This is a genomic window from Ruegeria sp. CF5, assembly GCF_056537325.1.
Window position 1 is genome coordinate 251,312 of the sequence record NZ_JBQFRI010000004.1, and the last position, 22,562, is coordinate 273,873.

Annotated in this window: 21 protein-coding genes and 1 pseudogene; 12 read left to right on the forward strand and 10 right to left on the reverse strand. The window is 54.3% G+C overall.

Annotated features, from left to right (window positions below):
* Window positions 1-157: 157 nt before the first annotated feature.
* The 3 genes from ACR0NW_RS12480 to ACR0NW_RS12490 all read left to right on the forward strand — a co-directional run bounded on the left by ACR0NW_RS12480 (window position 158) and on the right by ACR0NW_RS12490 (window position 3,729).
* Window positions 158-1,117 carry an ABC transporter substrate-binding protein gene (locus tag ACR0NW_RS12480; protein WP_480450279.1) on the forward strand — a complete coding sequence of 320 codons (960 nt, stop codon included), beginning with the start codon at window positions 158-160 and terminating at the stop codon, window positions 1,115-1,117.
* Window positions 1,118-1,183: 66 nt separating this feature from the next.
* Complete coding sequence (locus ACR0NW_RS12485) at window positions 1,184-2,239, forward strand: quaternary amine ABC transporter ATP-binding protein (protein ID WP_480450278.1); 1,056 nt, start codon at window positions 1,184-1,186, stop codon at window positions 2,237-2,239.
* On the forward strand, window positions 2,236-3,729 hold the full coding sequence (locus tag ACR0NW_RS12490; protein ID WP_480450276.1) for an ABC transporter permease: 1,494 nt from the start codon (window positions 2,236-2,238) through the stop codon (window positions 3,727-3,729). Before ACR0NW_RS12485 ends, ACR0NW_RS12490 begins: the two co-directional genes overlap by 4 nt.
* A 116-nt stretch (window positions 3,730-3,845) precedes the next feature.
* Here ACR0NW_RS12490 and ACR0NW_RS12495 read toward each other — a convergent pair whose 3' ends face one another.
* The gene (locus ACR0NW_RS12495) at window positions 3,846-4,610 is read right to left on the reverse strand and encodes a nuclear transport factor 2 family protein (protein ID WP_480450274.1); all 765 of its coding nucleotides are present in this window, start codon (window positions 4,608-4,610) and stop codon (window positions 3,846-3,848) included.
* 180 nt (window positions 4,611-4,790) lie between these two features.
* Between ACR0NW_RS12495 and ACR0NW_RS12500 the strand changes: the two genes are divergently transcribed.
* Window positions 4,791-5,168, forward strand: a complete 378-nt coding sequence (locus ACR0NW_RS12500; RefSeq protein WP_480450272.1) for a winged helix-turn-helix transcriptional regulator — start codon at window positions 4,791-4,793, stop codon at window positions 5,166-5,168.
* Window positions 5,169-5,356: 188 nt separating this feature from the next.
* Here the strand turns inward: ACR0NW_RS12500 and ACR0NW_RS12505 are convergent, their stop codons facing one another.
* From ACR0NW_RS12505 to ACR0NW_RS12515, 3 genes are read right to left on the reverse strand one after another with little or no spacing between them, the layout of a single operon-like run.
* Window positions 5,357-6,907: a TRAP transporter large permease gene (locus ACR0NW_RS12505; protein ID WP_480450270.1), complete on the reverse strand. Its 1,551-nt coding sequence runs from the start codon at window positions 6,905-6,907 to the stop codon at window positions 5,357-5,359.
* Window positions 6,900-7,400, reverse strand: coding sequence for a TRAP transporter small permease subunit (locus ACR0NW_RS12510; RefSeq protein ID WP_480450578.1), 501 nt, complete (start codon window positions 7,398-7,400; stop codon window positions 6,900-6,902). Before ACR0NW_RS12510 ends, ACR0NW_RS12505 begins: the two co-directional genes overlap by 8 nt.
* 52 nt (window positions 7,401-7,452) lie before the next feature.
* On the reverse strand, window positions 7,453-8,538 hold the full coding sequence (locus ACR0NW_RS12515) for a TRAP transporter substrate-binding protein (RefSeq protein ID WP_170653031.1): 1,086 nt from the start codon (window positions 8,536-8,538) through the stop codon (window positions 7,453-7,455).
* A gap of 162 nt (window positions 8,539-8,700) precedes the next feature.
* On the opposite strand from ACR0NW_RS12515, the gene ACR0NW_RS12520 reads away from it, so the two are divergent.
* Complete coding sequence (locus ACR0NW_RS12520; protein ID WP_480450269.1) at window positions 8,701-9,393, forward strand: GntR family transcriptional regulator; 693 nt, start codon at window positions 8,701-8,703, stop codon at window positions 9,391-9,393.
* A gap of 95 nt (window positions 9,394-9,488) precedes the next feature.
* Here the strand turns inward: ACR0NW_RS12520 and ACR0NW_RS12525 are convergent.
* Window positions 9,489-9,746, reverse strand: a pseudogene (locus ACR0NW_RS12525) (LysR substrate-binding domain-containing protein); the annotation flags it as partial.
* A 307-nt stretch (window positions 9,747-10,053) separates the two neighbouring features.
* Between ACR0NW_RS12525 and ACR0NW_RS12530 the strand changes: the two are divergent.
* The gene (locus ACR0NW_RS12530) at window positions 10,054-10,803 is read left to right on the forward strand and encodes an SDR family oxidoreductase (RefSeq protein ID WP_170653039.1); all 750 of its coding nucleotides are present in this window, start codon (window positions 10,054-10,056) and stop codon (window positions 10,801-10,803) included.
* Between the two features lie 17 nt (window positions 10,804-10,820).
* Entirely contained in the window at window positions 10,821-11,228 is a 408-nt protein-coding gene (locus tag ACR0NW_RS12535; RefSeq protein WP_480450267.1) for an ectoine synthase, read from the forward strand.
* Window positions 11,229-11,353: 125 nt separating this feature from the next.
* Here the strand turns inward: ACR0NW_RS12535 and ACR0NW_RS12540 are convergent, their stop codons facing one another.
* The gene (locus ACR0NW_RS12540) at window positions 11,354-12,367 is read right to left on the reverse strand and encodes a hypothetical protein (RefSeq protein ID WP_480450265.1); all 1,014 of its coding nucleotides are present in this window, start codon (window positions 12,365-12,367) and stop codon (window positions 11,354-11,356) included.
* A gap of 183 nt (window positions 12,368-12,550) precedes the next feature.
* Between ACR0NW_RS12540 and ACR0NW_RS12545 the strand changes: the two genes are divergently transcribed.
* The gene (locus ACR0NW_RS12545; RefSeq protein WP_480450263.1) at window positions 12,551-13,537 is read left to right on the forward strand and encodes an AraC family transcriptional regulator; all 987 of its coding nucleotides are present in this window, start codon (window positions 12,551-12,553) and stop codon (window positions 13,535-13,537) included.
* A gap of 89 nt (window positions 13,538-13,626) precedes the next feature.
* Here the strand turns inward: ACR0NW_RS12545 and ACR0NW_RS12550 are convergent, their stop codons facing one another.
* From ACR0NW_RS12550 to ACR0NW_RS12560, 3 genes are all read right to left on the reverse strand, one after another.
* On the reverse strand, window positions 13,627-14,703 hold the full coding sequence (locus ACR0NW_RS12550; protein ID WP_480450262.1) for a hypothetical protein: 1,077 nt from the start codon (window positions 14,701-14,703) through the stop codon (window positions 13,627-13,629).
* A gap of 16 nt (window positions 14,704-14,719) precedes the next feature.
* The gene (locus ACR0NW_RS12555; RefSeq protein ID WP_480450260.1) at window positions 14,720-16,141 is read right to left on the reverse strand and encodes an MBOAT family O-acyltransferase; all 1,422 of its coding nucleotides are present in this window, start codon (window positions 16,139-16,141) and stop codon (window positions 14,720-14,722) included.
* 228 nt (window positions 16,142-16,369) lie between these two features.
* A complete protein-coding gene (locus ACR0NW_RS12560; RefSeq protein WP_480450258.1) occupies window positions 16,370-17,131 on the reverse strand; it encodes a GDSL-type esterase/lipase family protein in 762 nt (253 codons plus the stop codon).
* Window positions 17,132-17,486: 355 nt separating this feature from the next.
* On the opposite strand from ACR0NW_RS12560, the gene ACR0NW_RS12565 reads away from it, so the two are divergent.
* From ACR0NW_RS12565 to ACR0NW_RS12580, 4 genes are read left to right on the forward strand one after another with little or no spacing between them, the layout of a single operon-like run.
* Entirely contained in the window at window positions 17,487-18,923 is a 1,437-nt protein-coding gene (locus ACR0NW_RS12565; protein WP_480450256.1) for an APC family permease, read from the forward strand.
* 16 nt (window positions 18,924-18,939) lie between these two features.
* Window positions 18,940-20,034: an agmatine deiminase gene (gene aguA / locus ACR0NW_RS12570; protein WP_480450254.1), complete on the forward strand. Its 1,095-nt coding sequence runs from the start codon at window positions 18,940-18,942 to the stop codon at window positions 20,032-20,034.
* Window positions 20,034-20,390, forward strand: coding sequence for a DUF1622 domain-containing protein (locus ACR0NW_RS12575; protein WP_170653066.1), 357 nt, complete (start codon window positions 20,034-20,036; stop codon window positions 20,388-20,390). Before aguA ends, ACR0NW_RS12575 begins: the two co-directional genes overlap by 1 nt.
* A gap of 59 nt (window positions 20,391-20,449) precedes the next feature.
* Window positions 20,450-20,947 carry a DUF983 domain-containing protein gene (locus tag ACR0NW_RS12580; protein ID WP_480450253.1) on the forward strand — a complete coding sequence of 166 codons (498 nt, stop codon included), beginning with the start codon at window positions 20,450-20,452 and terminating at the stop codon, window positions 20,945-20,947.
* 142 nt (window positions 20,948-21,089) lie between these two features.
* Here the strand turns inward: ACR0NW_RS12580 and ACR0NW_RS12585 are convergent, their stop codons facing one another.
* On the reverse strand, window positions 21,090-22,490 hold the full coding sequence (locus tag ACR0NW_RS12585; protein ID WP_480450251.1) for an aminotransferase-like domain-containing protein: 1,401 nt from the start codon (window positions 22,488-22,490) through the stop codon (window positions 21,090-21,092).
* Window positions 22,491-22,562 lie beyond the last annotated feature (72 nt).

Sequence of the window (22,562 nt, forward strand, 5' to 3'; positions counted from 1 at the left end):
TATTGGTATGCGACCTGCCCAACTGACCCCCCGTCCACCATCGCTTTCGCCCTGTGCTAATAGGCTCAATCAGTTTCCCTAATCATGCAAGAAAGGACGATACAAAGCGGCGTTTTTCATCAAGGCTCCACCCATCTAAAACAGGAGGAACCAACTCATGAAACGCAAGGCTATGCCCTTTGCTGCCGCTGCTTTGGGGCTCGCTCCGCTAGCTGCTGCTGCCGCCGATGTGGTCATTCCGGACCCCAACTATGCCTCGGGCCGGGCCACGGCCTATGCCGTCAAGGCGATCATCGAAGAGGCTTTGGGACTTGAGGTTGAAATGGTCACGACCACAGCCGTCCCGGTGATCTGGGAAGCGATGGCCCGCGGCAATGGCGAAATAGACATCTGGACTGAAACGTGGCTTCCGAACCAGTCGGGTCTGGCCGAGAAATACATCACAGGAGAGAAGTCCGTGGTGTTGTCCGGCAATCCGTTCGATGCGGTGCAAGGCTATTGTGTAACCGGTGAAACCATGGATGAGCATGGAATCAAATCGGTCTATGATCTTGCGAATCCGGCCAATGCCGCATTGTTTGACACCAATGGTGACGGCAAGGGCGAAATCTGGATCGGCCCGCAGGGGTGGCAGTCGACCAACACCGAAACGATCCGCGCCCGGGATTACGGCTTTGCCGATTTCTTTGAACTGCAATCCACCGACGAGGCCGTTGCAACTGCGGGTCTGGACGCAGCATCGAAAGCAGGCAAACCCTGGGTCGGCTATTGCTATGGGCCACATCAGAACTTTGCCACCTATGATATCCGCCTGCTGGAAGAACCGCCCCACGACCCGGCTGCGTTCGTGATGGTTCAGCCGGCGGTTGACCCGGACTGGCAGGCCAAGTCCAAAATCGCCTCGGCCTATGCAGACACCAAGGTGCATGTCAGCTGGTCCGCCACCCTGGCTGAACGTCAGCCCGCGCTGGTGCCACTGCTGGAAAACATTCAGCTGTCCGCCGAGGATGTGAATGCCTGGTCTCTGGAGATTGTGAACGGGGCTGAACCCGCCGATATCACCTCGGCCTGGGCCAAGGAAAATACCGCCAAGATCGCGGGCTGGATGGCCCAATAAACCTTAGATGGGGCGGCGCATAGCCGCCCCACAGGCTGCGGATTCGGTAAGGTAGAAGGGATGGCCATGACCGATGACACCGTGATCGAACTTAACGGGGTGTGGAAGATTTTCGGGGAACGGGCGGCCGAAGCTATGGTGGCGGCACGTAGTGGCATGTCCAAGCCCGAAATCCTCAATTCCTATGGTTGTGTGCTGGGCGTGTCCGACGCCAGCCTGAGCGTGCAAAGAGGCGAAATCTTTTGCGTGATGGGCTTGTCTGGATCGGGCAAATCAACCTTGGTCCGGCACGTGAACCGGCTGTTGGAACCTACTGCAGGTGAAGTGCGGATCGAGGGTGAGGATATTCTGGCCAAGTCCGATTCCGATCTGCGCGATATGCGGGCCACGCGTATAGGCATGGTGTTTCAGAACTTTGGTCTGTTGCCGCATCGTTCGGTGCGGGAAAACGTATCCCTGCCATTGGAAATTCAGGGGGCATCCCTGAATGAACGTTATGAAAGTGCCGAAGCAGCGTTGGCCAAAGTGGATCTGTCAGGTTGGGGGGATCGCCTGCCCTCTAGCCTCTCGGGCGGTATGCAGCAGCGCGTCGGGCTGGCGCGAGCGTTGGCTGCCGATCCGCCGATCCTGTTGATGGACGAACCGTTCTCGGCGCTTGATCCGCTGATCCGGCGGCAATTGCAGGATCAGTTCATGCATCTAAGCCGTGAGATGGGCAAAACCACTATGTTCATTACCCACGATCTGGATGAGGCGATCCGGATCGGAACGCGGATTGCGATTATGAAGGACGGGGCCGTTGTGCAAATCGGCACTGCCGAGGAGATCGTTGCCAACCCGCAGGATGATTATGTGGCTGATTTCGTGGCCAATATCTCTCGCCTGAATGTCGTACATGCGCACAGGATAATGGAACGGGTCGACGAATGGTCCGCGCGCCATCCCGATCATCCTCCTGTGACAGAATTCCCGGTCGCGAAGACCGATATGACCCTATCGGACCTGATCAACCTGGCGGTCGACGCCAACAGCCCAACAGCAGTCAGGGATGGGCAGGGCAAAATCGTGGGCGTGATTGATCAGGCGCAGCTTTTGCGCGGTATCAAGGGGGAAGTGGGATGAGCAAGGTGCAACAGGATGATTTCACCACTTTGGTCGACACCTTCACGGCCCGCAACAGTGCCTACTATGGCGATGTCTTCAATCGGGTGGCCGACACCCAGGGACTGGCGCTGATCCCGAACCTGTACGCTGGTCTGCTGGGCCCGATCTGGCTGGGCGCTCGGGCACTTTGGGCTGCTTTCTGGCCAGCCTTCGTGATTGAGATTTTTGCCGTGGTGCTGATCGGAGTGGGTATGTTCGGGGATCTGGGCGGTGATGCCATTGCACGTGCGGATCGGCTGGCTGCTCAGGCAGCAGATCGCATGGCGGCGGCAGAAGCGGCGATTGCAAGTGGCAACAGCTTGGGAGAAAGCATGAAAGCTTCGGCTGAAGCCATTGCCGAAGCAGCTGAAAAAGCGCGGGGCGAGGCGGATGCCGCACGCGCCGATGCGCCCCTTTTCATCTGTGGTGGTCTGGCTTTGTTGCTGGCCGTCCGTGCGGCGATTGCATTGCTTGGCAACGCGGCTTTGGCTGCGCGGTTTCGCCAATGGCGCGGTGCGCCCGAGTTGCCTCATGGACTGCCACCGTTGCGTATCGCCTTTGCGACCCTTCTGGTGGCGATTTGCTATCCTCTTGCGGTTTACCGATTTTCCACCAGCAACACGCCAAAATGGCTTGAGGTTTTTCCCGCCGCCACGGATTTCCGCAACGCGGTGTCTCAGGCGATTGACGGCGGTGTCGCTGCCATTGCCGATAATCTGACTTGGTTGTTTTACGGCGTAACGGCCGGGATTAACGGAGCCCTGAGCCTAATGGAAACCGCGCTGGTCGTGACGCCATGGCCGATTGTCATGATGGCTGTTCTCGCCATTGCATGGCAGGTCTCTGGCCGCCGCGTGGCAATCTTCTCGGGCGCGGCACTGGCTTATCTTGCGTTTTTGGGGTTTTGGGAAAAGAGCATGGCAACAGTTGCCCTTTTGGGCACGGCGGCCTTTCTCTGCGTCGTAATCGGCATTCCTATTGGCATCTGGTGCGGGCGCAAACCGAAGGCTTACGCCTATGTTCGGCCGGTACTGGATTTCATGCAAACCATGCCCGCCTTTGTATATCTGATCCCGGTCATCGCTTTCTTCGGCATCGGTAAACCTCCTGGGATTATCGCGACGTTGGTCTTTGGGATGCCGCCTGTCATCCGTCTGACCGCGCTGGGGATCGCCGGGGTTCCAGATGACATCCGCGAAGCCGCGACTGCATATGGGGCCACCAGGCGGTTCCTGCTGTTCAAAGTAGATCTGCCGCTGGCCATGCCTTCAATCATGACCGGTGTGAATCAGACGCTGCTGATGTGCCTGTCGATGGTGGTGATCGCCTCGTTGATTGGTGCCAAAGGTCTGGGCGAAGACGTACTGAGCGCGCTGCAATATGCTGCCGTGGGACAAGGGATTCTGGCCGGGCTCGCAATTCTGATGTGTGCCATGGTGCTGGATCGGATTGTACAGGGGCGAAACTAAAGCATCGCAGGTATGGGGAAACACTTTGCAAACTACTTTGCGTGTTGCGGTCTTTTCGAGGCGCAGTCCTTTAATTGGCGGGCCCGCTAATTCCGGCCCGCCAATACTCCTGTGTTTCAGAACTTACCGTTCTCGTGCGCCATTTCTGCAGGGGTAGGCGAAACAACGTCCCAATGCTCGACGATTTTGCCGTCCTCAACGCGCCAAAGGTCGAAGAATGCCCATGGTTTCTCGCTGACTGTGGCATCTGAGGCGACAAAGACAAAGTTTCCTTCTGCCACTACGATCTGCGGCTCGAACTTGGTAATGACATTTCCTTGTTCGGCCCAAGCTTTGGTGCCCTCCATCAAGCCATCAATCCCATCGGCCAGCATTGGATTGTGCTGCATGTAGACCTCAGAATACATGGGGGCTTTTTCCGGCGCGCCACCGCCTAAGACGTCGCGGACAAATCCAAGAACCAACGCCTTGTTCTCTTCGGTTTTGTCAAGATCGGTGATCTCGGTCGCCCCATCGGTCATACCACGGCCAGAGACTGTCGTTTCAGGAACTGGCTGCAAATTGTCCCAATGCTCTGCAACTTTGCCATCCTCCACTCGGAATATGTCGAACGCGGCAAGGGTCGGCGCGCCAAAGGCGTCTGCGTTATCAAAAGTGCTGTGCAGAACCACCAAATCGTCTTCGGTGATGACCCTATGCGTGGTTGCGGTCATTCCGGATTGTTCGACCAAAGGTATCAGGCCAACCAAACCGTCGGCTCCGGTCGGGACCTGTGGGTTGTGTTGAATGTAATCCGGGGTAACGAGTTGCCGTGCAGCTTCCGGGTCGTGATCGGCAAAGGCAGCGGTAAAGAGTGCGATTACAAGTTCTTTAGGAGACATAGCATATTCCTTGATTCGTATCCTCTCGATACGTGGTAGCTAATTCATACTACATTGCAATTACGTACTTTAAACTGACTTGGTACGTTCAACACTACTGCCATATAGATCAGAGTGTTGTGCAAAGGACGATGCATGGCTATGATGTCTCCTAGTTTCGAAACAATACCAGAGACTGATATGCTACCTGTGGGTGTTGCCAACAAAGCAGAAGCCTCCAACTGCTCAATCCGCTCCGTGCTATCCAATGTGACCGGCAAATGGCGGATGATCATCATCCTCGCGCTGGAGGATGAGCCGAAACGCTTTGGCGACCTCAAGCGCTGCATCGGAGACATCACACAAAGTGTGCTTACCGAGAACCTGCGTGGATTGCAGCGCGACGGTTACTTGACCCGCACCGTCGATCCCGGCCCCCCGGTGGCAGTATCCTATGAATTGACGCCTCTGGGCCGAAGCTTACTCAAGATGCTGAAGCCACTCGTCTTCTGGTCGCATGAACAGATGGATGAAGTCAGACAATTTCGCATGCAATTCGACCGTGAGCAGGCGAGTTGACTTCAAGTCGAACCTAAAATTAAGAACTTCAACGGGCGGCATTGTTGGCGATCTGTGAGTTCGCCAGCCCAATAAATATTGCACCTGTGTCCAATGCCCGCTCATTTGTCATTTGCCATCTGATCCTGTGCGTCCGGAAAGTGCGGTTCTCAATCAGGCCTCTGCCAGCGACGCTGGATTGGCCGAGCTCAGAACAAAAGCGCAGGCAACAGGGTTGCGATCTCGGGCAGGAACCAGATGACGGTTACGGCGAGTATCTGGATCAGAATGAAAGGAGCCACACCGGCATAGATTTGACCGGTGCTAAGTTCCTTGGGGGCAACACCGCGCAGGTAAAACAGGGAGAACCCGAAAGGTGGCGTCAGAAAGGACGTTTGCAGGTTGATTGCAATCAGGACCGACAGCCAGACCGGATCATGCCCCATCAGGATGAGGGTGGGCATGACCAAAGGCAGAACAATCACCGTGATCTCGACGAAGTCCAGGAAAAAACCCAGAAAGAAGATGAACAGCATACAAAAGAGCAGTGCGCCGGTTGGACCACCCGGTAGGTCGGACAACAATTCATGCACCCGCTCTTCGCCACCAAGGCCGATGAAGACCAGCGAGAATATTCCGGCCGCCAAAATGGTGGCGAAGATCATGGACGTCATTGTCAGCGTAGAGGTCAGAGCCGGTTGAAGCGTTTTCTGCGAGATCAACTGCTTAACGGCAAGCAGAATGGCAACTGCACCGATTAGGGTCAGCACCATGTATCCCCCGCCCATAGTGTAATCGAAGGCGCTTAGATCGCTGCGCTGCAAACGAACCGGATAGAGGCTGGCCCCTATAGCCAAAAGCACTAGGCAAGCGGTGCCCAAAAGCAAGAACTTTCGTGACTTTCCTATCTTGATCGCCGCCATCAGGACCGCCCCCAGCCCACCAACGGAGGCTGCCTCGGTTGGTGAGGCAACTCCGCTCAGAATTGCGCCAAGCACTGCCAGAATGAGCAGGATTGCCGGTACAATGGCCGACAGCGTCTCGGACAATGGCAACCGGACATCGGCATCTTTGAGAACCGGAACATCTGCTGGGCGTAGAAAGCCTCGGATCAGAATGTACAGAATATAGAGAACTACCATCGTTAGGCCGGGCAGCAAGGCGGCAGCAAAGATCTGCCCCACCGAAATGGTGTCTATTGCAAACTTTCCCTGCTCATACTGCGCCTGTTGATAGGCGTTTGAAACGACATCTGAAAGAATGATCAGCAGCGTGGACGGCGGAATAATCTGTCCGAGTGTACCGGACGCACAGACAATTCCGGCGGCCAATCGCGGATCATACCCTGACCGCAACATTGTCGGCAGCGCGATCATGCCCATAGCGATGACCGTTGCACCCACGATGCCGGTCGAGGCCGCAAGCAGCATGCCAACAAGAACAACGGAAATTCCCAGCCCGCCACGCAGGCTGCCAAAGGACCTCCCCATCTTGTCCAGCATCTCTTCGGCGATCCGACTTTTTTCCAATACTGCGCCCATCAGCACAAATAGCGGGATGGCGATCAGAACACCGTTGGTCAAAAGGCCGAATATACGTTGCGACATTGCACCCAGCAATGAGATGTTCATCACCCCGAGTGACCACCCCAGAAAGGCAAAAGCAATCGCCGTGCCGGCAATGCTGAAAGCCACGGGGAAACCTGAAAGTACTGCCGCCATCAGGGCCGCGAACATCAGAAGGTCGAGATATTCAGTCACGAGCCTCGCCCCCGATCAGAATACGCAACACATCCGATACGGATTGCATCAGGAGAAGTATGCAAAAAGCCGGAATCAGCGTTTTCAGGAAAAACACCGCCTTGATCCCGCCAACGGAAATTGGCCCTTCAAGAATGCTCCATGAATTCACAACGGCAGGCCAAGACCAATAAAGCACGGCAATCATAGTCGGCATTAACAGAAACAGGTGACCAAAAAGATCTATCCGACGTCGGCCGGCATCACCCAAACGGTTGTAAAAAATATCCACGCGCACATGCCCGTTGACCAAAAGCGTGTATCCGGCCCCCAGCATGAACAGGGTGGAGTGCATGTACAGAACGGATTCGTTCACTGCCACATCGCTCAGTCCAAATACGTACCGAGCGACAACAACCATAAATTGAACCAGCACCATAGCCAGCGCCAGCCAACGAACAACTGATCCAACCGCTTGGCTGAATCCATCCAAAGTCTGAACTAGTTTCTGCACGTTTTGCCTCAAATGTAATCCGGCGCACGGTTTCGCGCGCCGGATGTGCGGATCAGTAGCCCAACACGCTGGAGCGCGCGTTCATCTGGCCATTGTCTGCATAAACCATATAGGGACCGACTGAATCCCGATACGCCAGGAAGCTTTCGGTGATCCGCCGAACCAGCTCATCTTCATCCTGTGCCAGCTCATCCATAATCTCGACTGCTGCGGCGCCCATTGCCTGCACGACATCATCGGGCAATTTGCGGACCTGGACACCCTCGTCAGCGACCAAATGGGCCAAGGCCTGCGCGTGCTTGGTCGTATATTCGGTCCAGACCGGATTATAGAGGCTTTCGCAAGCAAAGCTGACCGCCTGCTTGAGGTCATCCGGCAATTCGGAATAGGCATTGGCGTTTACGGCGCACTCCTCGGCCGAAGATGGCTCGCCAACCCCGGGCCAATAGTAATTTTTTGCTACCTGCTGGAAGCCCACCGCACTATCCGTCCAGGGACCAATAAATTCGCCAGCATCAAGCGCGCCGGTCTGAAGCCCCTGGAACATATCCCGCGGCCCCATGGCCTGGACCGCCATGCCGATCTTTGAACACATCTGCGAAGCAAGACCTGTTGTTCGGAATTTCAACCCCTTCAGATCATCAAGCGAGTTGATCTCGTCGCGGAACCAACCCTGCCATTGCGGGCCGGAATTGCCGCAAAGGAATGGCTTCAGGTTGAAACGGGCGTATATCTCATCATACAGTTCCTGCCCACCTCCGTGATACAGCCATCCGAACTGCTCATCCGCACGCAGGCCAAAGGGTTGCGAACCAAAGAGCAGGATGCCTTTTGACTTAGAACCCCAATAAGCCGGAACCGCATGATAAAGTTCGGCCGTTCCCTCGGAGACCGCATCAAAGACACCCCGCCCGGGCACCAATTCTCCGGCGGCATGGAGTTTAATCTCCAATCGCCCGCCCGACAGGGTGGTGATCCTGTCAGCCAGCATCTGCGCTGCCACGCCGGGACCAGGCAGATTTTTAGGCCAGGCTGTTACCATGTTCCATTGCCGGATGTCCTGAGCAACTGCGGGTGCTGCCAGTGAAGTCGCCGCTGCGCCAAGCACGCCGGCTGTCACGAATTCTCTGCGTTTCATTGTGTCCTCCCAAATAGCAAACGGGATTAAGCCGTTGCCAAAACTTTTTAAGCATGCACATATTAATGGTGTCAATATCAATTTGGGTGGCGGTGAACTGGTGCGTTGGCTATGACCCCCTTTCAAAATTCGGTGTACGCGAAAAAAGTACGGATTCTGACCATGGGTAAAAACTGGGTAGACATACGAGACGAAATCAGGCGGCGGGTGCTGGAACGTGAACTGTTGCCTGGTGCAAAACTGCCAAATGATCAGGAACTTGCAGAAGAGTTTGATTGCTCAAGGACGACCGTCCAACGTGCCATGCTAGATCTGGCTCAGAGCGGGACCGTAAACCGACGCCGCAAGGGCGGCACCACGATCACACTTCACCCGATTACACGCACGACATTTGATATTCCGATAACCCGGCTGGAAATCGAGGCGGCTGGAAATGAGTACAGTTACTTTCTCGTATCACGTGAAATTCTCGTTTCTCCCCCGCGCGTTGCATCGTCGTTCGGACTGGCCGAACCGACAGAGATGTTGCACGTCACGGCTTTGCACATGGCCAACAAACAGCCTTACATCTTCGAAGACAGATGGATTGCCCATGAAACCACGCCAGAAATCCTGGATGTTGATCTCAGCCGCGAAAGCGCGAACGAATGGTTGATCCGAAACCGTCCCTACAGCGATTGTGAAGTTCGTTTCCTTGCCAAGAGAGCAACCCGCCAAGAGGCTGAACTATTGGCATCCGACGTCGACGAAGCCCTGTTTGTCATGGAACGAACCACCTGGATCAATGGCGCACCGATTACGATGGTTCGAGCGATAGCAAAGCCCGGGTATCAGTTGGTGGCGAAGGCAAACTGAACTTAGTGTTCAACAAAGAGTAGTAATGGCATTCTCCAATATGCACTCTACAGTCTGTTTAGACTAAGACACAAAGCTCAAATCGACATGAGCCGTTACTTGAAAATTCTCACCGTGACCCGCTCTTGGTCGCCGGGTCGACAGACGAAGTAGAAACCGCGACCCAATGGAACACAGCTTTCATCGAGGCGGATCAACCGACCAAGTTTCAAGTCCCTTTCTGCCAGCAGTTGTCTTGCCAATGCCACGCCTTGTCCGTCTATTGCCGCCTCCAGCAGAACGGCACTATCCACATACTTAATGCTCTGCGAATTGATCCGATCAGCGTTCAGCCCGACTTGAACAGCCCAGTTTCGGTCAGCTCTACCCCTTCGGGGCGACGATAAAAAGCGTCACGCCGGGATACAGCTCCTGCAACCTCATTTACCGGCTGATTGCCCCGTGGGCGATGTTAAAGACATCCGCTGCCTTGGTCAGGCCGGAGTGGGTTGCAGATTCATCAAAGACCTGAAGGGCGCGAAGGTGTCTGAGGTTTTCCGGCATGTGAGAAAAACTAACAGCAATGTTCAAAATACTCGATAGGCGCCACCAATTGGCTGGAGCTACACTGGATCCACCTCAAAGAAACATCACACCACCAGCCCAAAGAAAGGACATACCATGCCCGAAGTTAAAGTCGCGCTGATGACAGGGACCGGACAAGGCATTGGCCGGGGCTGTGCCATCGAAATGGCAAAGGCAGGCTACAAGGTCTCGTTGATGTCCCCCTCCAACCGGTCTGTGGAATTGGCGGAGGAGCTTGGGGGCATTGGCCGCCGCGGTTCTGTGCTGGATGTAGACGATCTGCAGGCGATGATCGACGCCACCATGAGCAAGTATGGCCGGATCGACGCGATCGTCAGCAACATGGGTCATGGTGGGACGGTGCCCGAGGCGATCAAGACAGTCGGCTTCGATCCTGACTTTGACGGGCCACTTTTGGAACTCAGCGACGAGCTCTGGCACGAAAGTCTGGACATGTATGTGCTGAACGTCGTCAAGATCGCCCGCATCGTCACGCCCATCCTGATCGAGCAGGGCGGCGGGGCATTCGTCAACATCTCATCCATGAATACGATCGAGCCGCGAGCGCCCTACCCCATGAGTATGTTGCGCGGCGCCCTGCACAGTTTCTCAAAGCTCTACGGGGATCGTTATGCACGGCACAACATTCGCATGAACAACCTGCTGCCCGGATTCTGCGAGAACGTTAACCTGTCCGAACAGGCCCGTCGGGAAATCCCGGCTCAGCGCCCCGCAACGTTCGAAGAGATTGGACAAGCCTGCGTGTTTCTCGCAAGTGAAGGCGCTCGATACATCAATGGTCAGAGTATACTGTCCGACGGCGGAATGAACCGCGCGGTACGATAGAAGCGAGGCAGTGAAAAATGATTGTTACGGCACTCAAAGATATCCTTGGAACAGATCGGGACGTCTCTGGCCCGGGGTGGAACAGCAGAAGGTTGCTGCTTGCCTCTGATGGTATGGGGTTTTCGCTGACGGATACGATCATCAAAAAGGGTGCCGAGCTGGAGCTTGAGTACACCCACCATTTAGAGGCGTGTTATTGTATTGAGGGCAAGGGTCAGATCAGGGCATCTGAAGGTGAAACATGGCATTCCCTTGAGCCATTTACCCTTTATGCTTTGGACCAAAATGATCGGCACGTGGTGCGAGCGACAGATACAGACCTGCGGCTTGTCTGTGTCTTCAATCCGCCTCTCAGTGGTCGTGAAGTGCATCGTAAAGACGGAAGTTATGCCCCGTTACGCCCTGACGAGCACGGTGATGTCTGAGCAGAACCGTCATTTGCACCGCTCAACCGTCGCTGCGCTGCGCCGCCCGCCGAATTCAATACAACAAATGCGAGGGTGGGAATTTTCATGGGAAACCTCAAAATTCAGAACAGAGTTATCAAAAGTCACTTCACAGGTTGTGGGCTGATCGGACGAAACCCACCGTCAAGAACCATCTGGCTGACACCGTAATTGCGGATGCTGTAATTAAACGACGCACCACCCGACGAGAGGGCGTTCACCCTGTCACCGCCGCAATTGAAATGCAGCGTGATCGTGCCGTCTTTGTTTGCTTCCCACATGTTTGAATTGATGTGCGTCGCACCGTCCATGAGATATCCGTCGACATCATAGAGAGTAAACGATGTGAAAAACGCGTTGTGGGGATCATCGAAGGTGACCGCCAGACACTCGTCACCGGAAAGCGCTCCGGAACTAGAATAGGCGTTCGAAACACCCAGCTCAGGCGGATATCCACCCCAGCCCGCCGCATGAGACAGATTGAGAATATGCTGATCGGCCTCACCGGCACTTTTGGCATAGGTGTAGTCAATCCCTGCGCTCAGGAACTCTTCTTTGTATTGTTTTCGAAGCGCCTCCAACTGTGCCTGATCAAATTCTTGCGGCACATAAGTGCTGTCTTGTTCTATCCCTGAGATGGCGATCTTGTCCTGAACGTCATGAAGATGTGCCAGAGAGGTGGCGTCGGTTCGATCTTTCAACTCAGTGCGGAAAATGATCAGCGCATAATCGGTCGAAACCGACACTTCATGATCTCCTGACTCGACCAGATAGTAAGGAGAAAACCCATCCTCATCCATGACCTGCGCCGCTACGTACAGATCGGATTCCGGCAACGAAATCGTGAACCTGCCATCATCTGACACATTCACGATCTGAACTGAATAAAGCGTGTCCCAATTCATGCGGACGGTCGGGGCCTCAGGTCCAACCGGAGTGACCTCACGCAGGTGAAGTACCCCTTTATCAGCCCCCTTCCCGGCCCAGTTCGAGAAATTCCATGCGGTTTCAGCCTGCGCAAAATTTTCTGCGGTGACCGGAACTGTCTCGGCAACGGCGCCTTGGGCCAAAAACAGAAACACAAATGAGATGCAGGGGGAAACTTGAACATCGTACATTTTTCTCACCTTTATTCGTTCGCACCGGACACCGTCCATGACGGGTTTTCTTTGCTCAATCGTTGCATACGCCCGCTCATGGCGCTTACCATTTTGCGCAACAGCGTCACCAACCAATGAAAAGGACAGGTTTTGTACGCACGCCACCCGATATCCATGATCTCAGCTCTTTCGCTGGGTCCGATGCCGGAACTGGTTCAAAGTGAAATGGGCGATCGGGCACTCCAACGCATATTCCACGCTTCCGGGCTAACCGGCGATCTGCTTTACTCAAGAGAGGGCTATATCCCTCAACCCGCCCTTGTTCGCTTTTTTGATGCGATTGCCCGGGAGGCCGGAAAAAGCTGGGTGCTTGGTCCTTGGGTCGATGCCATACAGATCGATGATTATGGCCTTTGGGGTGATTGGGTTCTCTCTGCCCCGACACTCCGAGAGGGATTGCTTCGCGGGAGTACCTCAATCCACTTGCACGGCACAAACGACACGATCAATTTGACCACTCCCGGGAACGGCGTCGCAATATTTTCCTATGCTTTTTCCGCAGCTTCCACGGATGGATATGGTGAGTTGGCAATTGGCGGTGCCGCGGCCATGGTCAGCTATTGCCGTGCCTACCTTGGACAGGATTGGAGACCGGATAAAATCGATCTCAACATTCCGGACCTAAACCGGCATGACCGGGATAAACTCGAAACTTACTTTGGGTGCAGGATCGGCATGTCAGAGACAGCGATTTACCTGAACTTCGATGAAATGCATCTGGATGTACCGCGAACAAACCGCGCGGCAGCCGCAGTGACGTACGAGGATATTGTTCGCGAGCGCTGCAATACGCGCCCTAAGACGTTGGCGGCACAGATCCGGACGATGGTGCACCGAAATTTGTCAGAAGGTTTGACTGGGATAGAAGGAACCGCCCGTGCGCTCGATATCGGTGTTCGCACACTACAGCAGCGTCTGAGGGAAGAAGGTGAAAGCTATCGATCAATTTTGAAATCGGTTCGCGTCGAACGAGGAAAGGAGCTGCTGCAGCAAAGTAAGCTGACAATCACCGATATTGCTTTTGAGCTTGGTTACGAACATGCACCCCACTTCACGCGCATGTTCGTTAAGGAAGTTGGAATGTCACCATCGCGTTTTGCAAAGCTTGGGGCCGTGGCCCAAAGATAGGGGGCCAGCAGAACAGATCTGCACGCCGACGGCAAATGTCGGGTTCAAAGTGGGGATGAAACAGGCCGGGGGTTTGTCTTTCAGGACCATCAACGTTCTGCGCAACAAAACCTTTGCTCGTCACCTTGCAGCAATGATGCGGCCAGTATTTGAGAGAACGGCACTTTATCTTTTTCACCCAAATGGGACGCGTCAGGTAAGTCGAAATTCACCATGTCCGGATCGTCGAGGTAGTGGATTGTGGTAGCACCCGTCAGCTCTTCGATCGGATCCCAGTATGTCTCGCGCGGTAAGACCGATGTTTCGAGTTGAAGCATATCGTCGCTGACCGGCATATACACCAAAACGACACGCCCGCCCCGGCCTTCGATTTTCGAGACCAGATCCCCGAATTCCCCAGAAAGGAACTGTCGCCATGACGATGGATCAACGCGATCCAACGTCTGCATCATAACACTCATCGACTCGATCCGAGATTGCCTTAACGCCGGTATGTTGACGTTTTCGAACCGGATCGTGGTTTCCCTGTGAAGGTCGTTTGTTACATAATCCGGAGGACCGGCAAAATACCCATAACGCCAAAGGTTTCTCAACAGTCGGATACTGCTATAGTAGTTATCCCCAAACGCCAAACGCGACGAAACCTGATCGCCAAGCCAGGTATCAATGTATCTGGCCTTATTCCAATGCTGATTATAATACGCAACATTCGGTGCCTGCTCTTCCCGAGCAGGACCGGGCATCATCAGGGACGGAATTATCGACAGGACAACCAGCCCCCTGAATTGGGAATTGTGGGCGATATCCTCAAAGGCCACATATGCTGCTGCGCCGGAAAGTGCCAATTGGTGCACACGAACACCGCCAAGCTCGTCAGACAGGGTTGAAAGTGAGACATTCGACTGCATCCGGGATGCGCCAAGCAATGCAACTGAACTTGTGCTGGTATCAGCTTCGATCTCGGCGCGGACCCGGGCCCAACGCTCCTGCGTGTGATCAACGCTGGGTATGCCGCCTTCCCTTCGGATGTGAAGCTCCAGCCCACCAAGGATAAGAACGGCCAGCACCACGGACGTGAAGATTGACAGCAGATAACGCGAGCCATCCCGGCTATTGGTTGCAGGACCCTTTTTAGCCGCGACAGCTGTTAACTTCTGATGCTCCATGGTGGTTCCTCAATCCCTAGAATTGGAAATAGATGAATTCATCGGAGGCCCCACCAACCACCGCGATTGAAAGTATTGCCAGTGTCCCAAGAAGAGTGACAACAGGCAGCGGCAATGCATCGACGACCTCGCGAAACGGCCGATGTCGCAACTGCCAGTGCACTGCAAACAGCCCGGACAAACTGAGCACGACAACTAGAGTTTCCAGTTTCGGCACTTGCATTGTGGCGCCACCGGAATTGAACAAAGACACAAACATTGAGGTGCTTTGGTTCAGGTCTTCCGCCCGGAACAGCATTGCAGACTGAGAAAACAGCAGCATCGTAAGCGCCCAGAATGAAATCTTTGAGTATGTGGACTGCCAGATGCTCCAATGCCCGACCTTGTGGCGAAGCCCAAGCTCAGTCATCAGCACCAACCCATTGAATGCGCCCCACACGACAAACGTCCAGTTCGCACCGTGCCACAGACCGATAATCGTCATCGTAAGAAACTGTGCAAACATGGTGTTATAGATCGACCGGCTACGCTTGGAACGAATGTTTGCGTACAGATAATCCCGAAACCAGGTCGACATGGAAATATGCCATCGCTGCCACAGATCAGCGTAACCAATGGCAGAAAACGGCGCCCGGAAGTTCACCGGCAGAACAAATCCAAGCGACAACGCGACGCCAATCGCCATAAGCGAGTACCCGGCAAAATCCGCAAAAATCTGCCCCATGAACGCAAAATTTGCCAAGATCACGGCTGATGCAGGAACAGTGCCGTCTTGTTCGTAAACCGAATTGACAACCGGCGCGAACAGCCCGTCTGCCAGCACAACTTTCTCAAACAACCCGACGACAAACAAAACCAGTGCCCATCCCAACTGATCAGCCGAAACACTTGGCTGTACCTTCAGCTGGGGCATGAAACGACGTGCCCTTACGATCGGGCCGGCGACGAGTTGCGGAAAGAAGGAAACGAAAAGAGCAAAGTCCAGAAAATTTGCATCGGGCCGCATTCGGCCCTTAAAGACATCAAGCGAGTAGGTCAGCGTCTGAAACGTGTAAAAGGAAATTCCGATCGGCAGCAATACGCTCCAAGGCATTGGCTCATAGTGGATCCCAATCTGCCCCAAAAAGTCGGTTGTACTTGTCAGCAGGAACTCTCCGTACTTGAAATAGCTGAGTACACCAAGGTTGGCAGTCAGACTGACAACTAACCATAGCCTCTTTCCATTCTGAGAAGGGGCGCGGTAAATCCGCTTTGCTGCATAGTGATCAACGCACGTGGAGAATATGATTATCAGAAGATAAGGCAGGTTCCATGCAGCATAGAAAATCCAACTCATGACTAGCAGGAATGCCTTTTTCCACTGCCAGCCAAAGTTCAGCTGATAGCAGGCAAATACAATCACAAAAAAGACCGCAAACAAATATGAGTTGAAAACCATCAGAGACGAACCAGTAAGAAACCCTTAATTCGAGGCTACCCAGTGACATGTTACATGTGAAGGTAAGTCCACTGTTAGAAGGTTCATCTTGGCTCAATATCCGCGGATTGTCTCGAGATTAATTCAAGTACGGTAATAAAAATCTGATTGTTTCTAAAATCACTGCCTGACCGTCGATCCTTTCAGAGTATCGGGGCGCTGATCCCGACTCATTCAGGTGCGGTTATATCACTCACACAATGATTTTTCGGACAGAACACCCAGCCCCTGCAGCGCAGAAAAGTACCGTTCAGCAATCGCTCTGGCCCCGTTAATGTTGTAATGAACATCGTCCGCCATGAACCGGTCTGACCAACCCTTGTACATATCAACAACAATGATCGGCGACCCTGGCTTGGACATCTCATCCGCAAGATCAGCTACCCCTCGGTTCAGGGACACAAGTCTGCCCTTCAACTCTGGGGTCATGACACTGCTGTGGCCGGGTGCAATCTGTTCCAGCAGAACCGTAACCTGAGGGTTTGCCCGGCGGAAAATGTTGACGATCCGGCCAATGTTACCAACAATTTCTTTCGTGGAATCTTCGGTTTCGATCAGATCATTTCCACCTATTCCCAACAGGACGACATCGGGTGGGGTGACCCCTTTTAAGAAGCCGTTTAAATTTTTCAGAAGATCGTATGATGAGTACCCTATGGACCCCGCATGATCGCGATCAAATGTGCGCACATTCACCTCAGCATAGGTCGACCTGTCCGTGAACGGGCCGACAAAATCGAACTGCGCATTATGAGCAACGAGTAGTGCCCAAAGCTCGTACCGATAACTTTCAAAATTTGGGCGTTCTCCCATCACTCGTGAATCACCAACGGGCATAATCGTAAGTACCCGGCAGTCATCCTGGGTCGCATGAGCAATTCTCGCGCTCGGATGAATGCAATAAACAATCGAAACAATTGCCAAGAACTTTAATGCCTTAAGGATTCTCATTACACACCCCGAACTCGCTCCATCTCAAGTGAACTTACACATTTGCCAGCTGGGTACATGATTTTTGGTTAACTCCCCTGCTCAAGTTAATTTTGACGCATCTTGGACACTTATCAAATTTTTTGTCTGATCTGACTGCGTGTGAACAAAACCGCCGGGTTACTTTGTACGTATACGTCATTATACTCGATACCATTCAGATCAGGCGTCCTGTTACCGTGCAGTCATTCAAATTATTGATTGCACGGAATAGCCACCCCGGGTTACGTGGTTGGAGCCAAAGTTAAATCGTTTTTTGTTTCTTACTAACAACAGCTTGCACCAAACAAACGCATATTGAATGGAGCTTACTGCCGTGGCCACTCCCCAAAAAGTCAACATGTTCGGCATTGTTCTGATCGCCGTCAGTTCGGTCCTTGTGGTGGACACCATTGCCGCTTCGGCGATTATCGGACCGTCCGCACTGGTGTGGTGGCTGATCATGTTCGCCGTGTTCTTCATCCCTTACGGGCTGGTCACGGCCGAATTGGGCACCGCCTATCCTGACGAAGGTGGGCTGGTCGACTGGGTGCGCAGGGCCTTTGGTGATAGTGTCGGCGCACGGGTCGCCTGGCTGTACTGGGTCAACTATGCCCTGTGGGTACCCGCGGTTTTCTACCTGTTCGCTTTGGTCATGTCTCAAATCCTGGGCTTTGAGCTCAGTCCCTGGGGCATCGCAATCATCGCTATCGTCATGAGCTGGATCAAGATCCTGATCACCATGCGCGATATCGAAAACCTGCTTTGGATTCCCAATGTGGGTTCGATCTTCAAATCCACAATCATGATCCTGCTTGGCGTTTGCGGAATCTATGTGGGCCTGCAGCGGGGTTTTGCAAACGAGATCAATCTGCAGACCATCACCCCTTCGCTTGAGGCCGGCATGGGATATTTGCCGGTGATTATTTTCAACTTCATGGGTTTCGAAATCATTGCCGGGGCCTCCAGCGCCATGCAAAACCCCCGCCGCGACATCCCCAAAGCCGTCATTCTGGGTGGTACGCTGATTGCGGTATTCTACCTGCTGGCCACGTTCGGCATTCTGGCCACGATGCCGGTAGACCAGATCAGTGATGCGACCGGAGTGATTGAATCCTTCCGTGCCATGTTGGGCGACAGCAGCGTCGCCCGCTTTGTGATCGTGATATTGGGCCTGATGTTCCTCTATACGCTGGTCAGTAATGTCACCACATGGGCGATGGGTGTGAACCGCGCTGTGGTTTATGCCGCGCAGGAAAAACTGTTGCCTTCCAGCCTAGCAACGTTGCACCCCAAAACCGGCGCACCGCGAAATGTCGCCATCTGGAATGGTATCATCGCCACGATTGTCATGCTGGCATATGGGTTCATGGCCAGCGCAGGTTCGGGCGGTGAACCCTGCCTGAACGACACGCACCACATCATGGCCGACTGTCTGGAGGATCAGGGGTCGGTCGAAGACCTGTTCTGGGACGTATTCTCGCTGGGAGCTGTCACGCTGCTGATCAGCTATATCCTGCTGTTTCCCGCCTTTCTGAAGCTGCGCCTGACAGATACAGAAAGCGAGCGACCCTATCTGGTGCCCGGTGGCAGGATTACCCTTTGGTACTGTGGCATTGTGCCTTCGATCCTGTTGATCCTCGGCGTCATCTTCTTTTTCTACGTACCGGGGACCAGTTTTGACCCCGATTACTTCCGCAATGTCGGCGGCGGTATCCTCGTCGCGTTGATCATTGGCGAGGTCCTCATTTTCAAAGCCAAAAAATCACGCTGAGCACAGGAGAGCGTCGATGACATTTCGTTTCACAACCACTCCCCGGCAGGACGGATACCGGATGCCCGGTGAATTTGAGCCACATAAAGGATGCTGGATGGGCTGGCCCGAACGGACAGACAACTGGCGGCTGGGGGCAAAGCCAGCGCAGCAGGCCTTTGTCGCCGTGGCCGAGGCAATCCATAAATCCGAACCCGTCACCGTCGCGGTGTCCAAACATCAGTTCAACAACGCCCGCGCCCGCCTGTCACGCGGCATTCGCGTCGTCGAGATGACTTATAACGACAGCTGGTTTCGTGACGTAGGCCCCAGTTTTGTGGTCAATGATCAGGGTGATTGCCGCGCCGTGGACTGGGATTTCAACTCGTGGGGCGGGGCCTATAACGGCCTTTACAGTCCGTGGGACCAGGACTCGCTCGTTGGCATCAAGATTGCCGAGATCGAAGGCACGGATCGCTACCGGTCGCATTTCGTGCTTGAGGGGGGATCGATCCATGTGGACGGCCAAGGCACGGTGATTACGACCGAGGAATGTTTGCTCGATCCCGGTCGCAATCCGGACATGACGAAAGACAAGATCGAACAGGCGCTGAAGGATTATCTGAACGTTGAAAAGGTCATCTGGATCAAGCGGGGCGTCTACCGTGACGAAACCAGCGGCCATGTCGACAATCTGGTGCATTACTGCAAACCGGGTGTCGTGGCGTTGACCTGGACCGACGACAAGACCGATCCGCAATATGAAATCTCGCACGAGGCCTATGAATTCCTGTCGCAACAGACCGACGCAAAAGGCCGACGACTGGAAGTTGTCAAACTGCAACAGCCCGGACCACTGTATCTGACGGCCGAAGAAGCAGAAGGTATCGACCTGTCGGAAAGCGGGATGGACCGGGCCGAAGGTGATCGGCTGGCAGGGTCTTACTGCAACTTCTATATCGGCAATTCACGGGTCGTGTTCCCGCTGTTGGATGAAAAGCAAGATCAGAATGCGGCTGACATCCTGCAATCCATTTACCCCGACAAGGAAATTGTCGGCGTACAAGCCCGTGAAATCCTGCTGGGCGGAGGAAATATTCACTGCATCACACAGCAGGTTCCGAAATTCTGATGCTGGTCGGGATACTCGAGGGCGTTGCGGTAGCGGTCGAGATGGTCGCCATCGCAATACTGGTTCTGGGATTTTCCGGTGTCCTGATCCTTTCGACACCGGAACTGGTGAGGGTGTATGACCGATCTTCGCCCGAGAAATTCTTCGATGTCTTTCGCCGAATTCGACTTAGCCTTGGTCAGATCCTGCTGCTGGCTCTGGAAATCCTGATCATGTCGGACATCATTCTGACGATCCTGCACAGAACGATTGACGAGATCACGATACTTGGGCTGACCGTCGTTATCCGGATCGGTCTGTCTTATTTCTTGAACCTCGAAATGGATCATCTGAACAAAGAGAAATCAGAAGTTTAGATGTAGCGGCAAACTCTCAGGCAGCCACGAGCCGCAATTGTCGGCCAAGAACCAAACCCATGCAGATCAGCGCAATCCCTAAAGCGGCGGCGCTTGGCAAATTTGACCTGCAATGTAGCGCAGCAATTGACGTCAATGATTGCACAATGTATGCATCCCATCAGAATCAATTCTGCAGCTGTGGTGATATGGATATGCAATTGGCAGAGAGAGACTCGCGATCAGCTATGCGCAGAGGCTTTGCGCTGAAATGCCCGAATTGCGGCAAGGGGCATGTACTGCACAATTATCTGAAGGTTAATGACACATGCGAGGTTTGCGGCCTGGATTTAACCTGCGCGCGCGCCGATGACGGTCCGGCATATCTGACAATTCTGATTGTTGGACACCTCGCAGGGTTCGCACTCCACATCATCTGGTCAATCTGGGAGCCTACCCCGATGGTTTTGGCATCCGTCACCTCCCTCGGGGCGGTGGCGCTTTCACTGTTCTTGTTGCCGAGGATCAAGGGGGCCATGATTGGCTTCCAGTGGGCAAAACATATGCACGGCTTCTGAGGTGCAGGATTGGATGAACAAAAGCCATCCACGAACCCGGAGTTTCAGATAACCCGCAAGATGTTGATTGAGCGGACAGGCATCCTCCTATAACCGGATGCCTGCCCTGCCACGAGTTCATTTCAACGGTCGAGGCTCCTCGTCAAACGACCATCCAGCTATTTTGGTCTGGGTTTGCCAACGTGTCAGCCAGGCTGCGCAAGGCAGCCTGCAAGGTTTCCATCGTATCCGTTGACCCTAGAGCAATTCGAACCGCATTCGGTGCGCTGCCGGGCGCGAAGGCCACACCGGGCACAAGGCCAAGACTCGATCCACGCAAATTCAGAACAAATTCAGTGGCCAAATGCCCCTCTGGCAACGGCAACCACACGTGAAACGCGTCTGCCTGCACCTCGACGTCCGGCAACCACTGCAGCAGTGCATCCTGCCGCCTCTTGGTTTCTGCACGGATTTCCCCTGTGATCTTGCTGGCCAACCCAGAGGTAATCCAGTCGGTCACCAAACCCGCAGAGATCGGGGAAACCACACTGCCATTCGCCCGAATGGCCCGCCTGATACCATCATTGGAAACACCCGCCGGCGGCACGATGAAACATACCCTGAGCGAGGGCGCCAGACATTTCGACAGCGTTGATACATACCAGGTTCTTTCTGGCGCGAAATTGGCTATCGGCTCGGGGGATGTGGTGGCAAGCACCCCATAGGCGTCATCTTCGATGATCTGCAGGTCGTGCTTATGAGCAATTTCTGCAACATGTTGCCGCCGCTCTGCAGACAACGTGGTTGCCGTCGGATTGTGAAGCGTAGGCGTTGTATAAAGCGCCCGAGGGCTGACCTGCCTGCAAATCTCTTCCAAGGCCATTGGGTCCAGCCCGCCTTTGTCCATCGGGACCGGCACAACGTTCAGACCCAGATGTCGTGTAATCGCAAGAAAACCCGGATAGGTCAGCTCCTCGCAACAAATCGTATCGCCGGGCCTGAGCGACAGTGAGAGTATCGCCCATGTTGCCCCCTGAACCCCATTGCAGATGACAACGTCGTCAAGCGTGCGGATACTCAGGTTTTCCTGCAACCATGACTGCGCCGCAACCCGGTCGGCGTGACTGCCGCCGGGCATCTGGTAGCGCATCAGAAATTCGATCCCATGGTCGGACCTGAGCGCGTCAAAGCCCTGCCACATCCGACGGATCAGGCCGGTGTCTTCAAATCGCGGCGGCATGTTCATGCTCATATCAACCGCCTGATCTTTTGCGCCTGTCACTGCGACGGCCCTGGCTGGAGGCGGTCCTTTCACATAGGTGCCCTGCCCGACCCGGCCTTCGACAAATCCATCCCGGCCCGCAGCTGCGTACGCGCGACTGACGGTTGTGAAATCAATACCCAATGCTTCGGCAAGGGCTCTTTGCGGGGGAAGGCGCTGACCCGGGCTGAGCGCACCCGAACGAATGTCGCGCATAATTGCCTCGGCAATCGCAAGATACATGGGGCCACCATCCTTCTCGATCAACGGGACCCATGCGACATTCGCCGCGTTGCTGCTCATTGTTTCGCTCCTTGGTGCATTTATTTGCAGATTGTATGGAGCCATTCAATAACGCAATCAGAAATGGCTCGC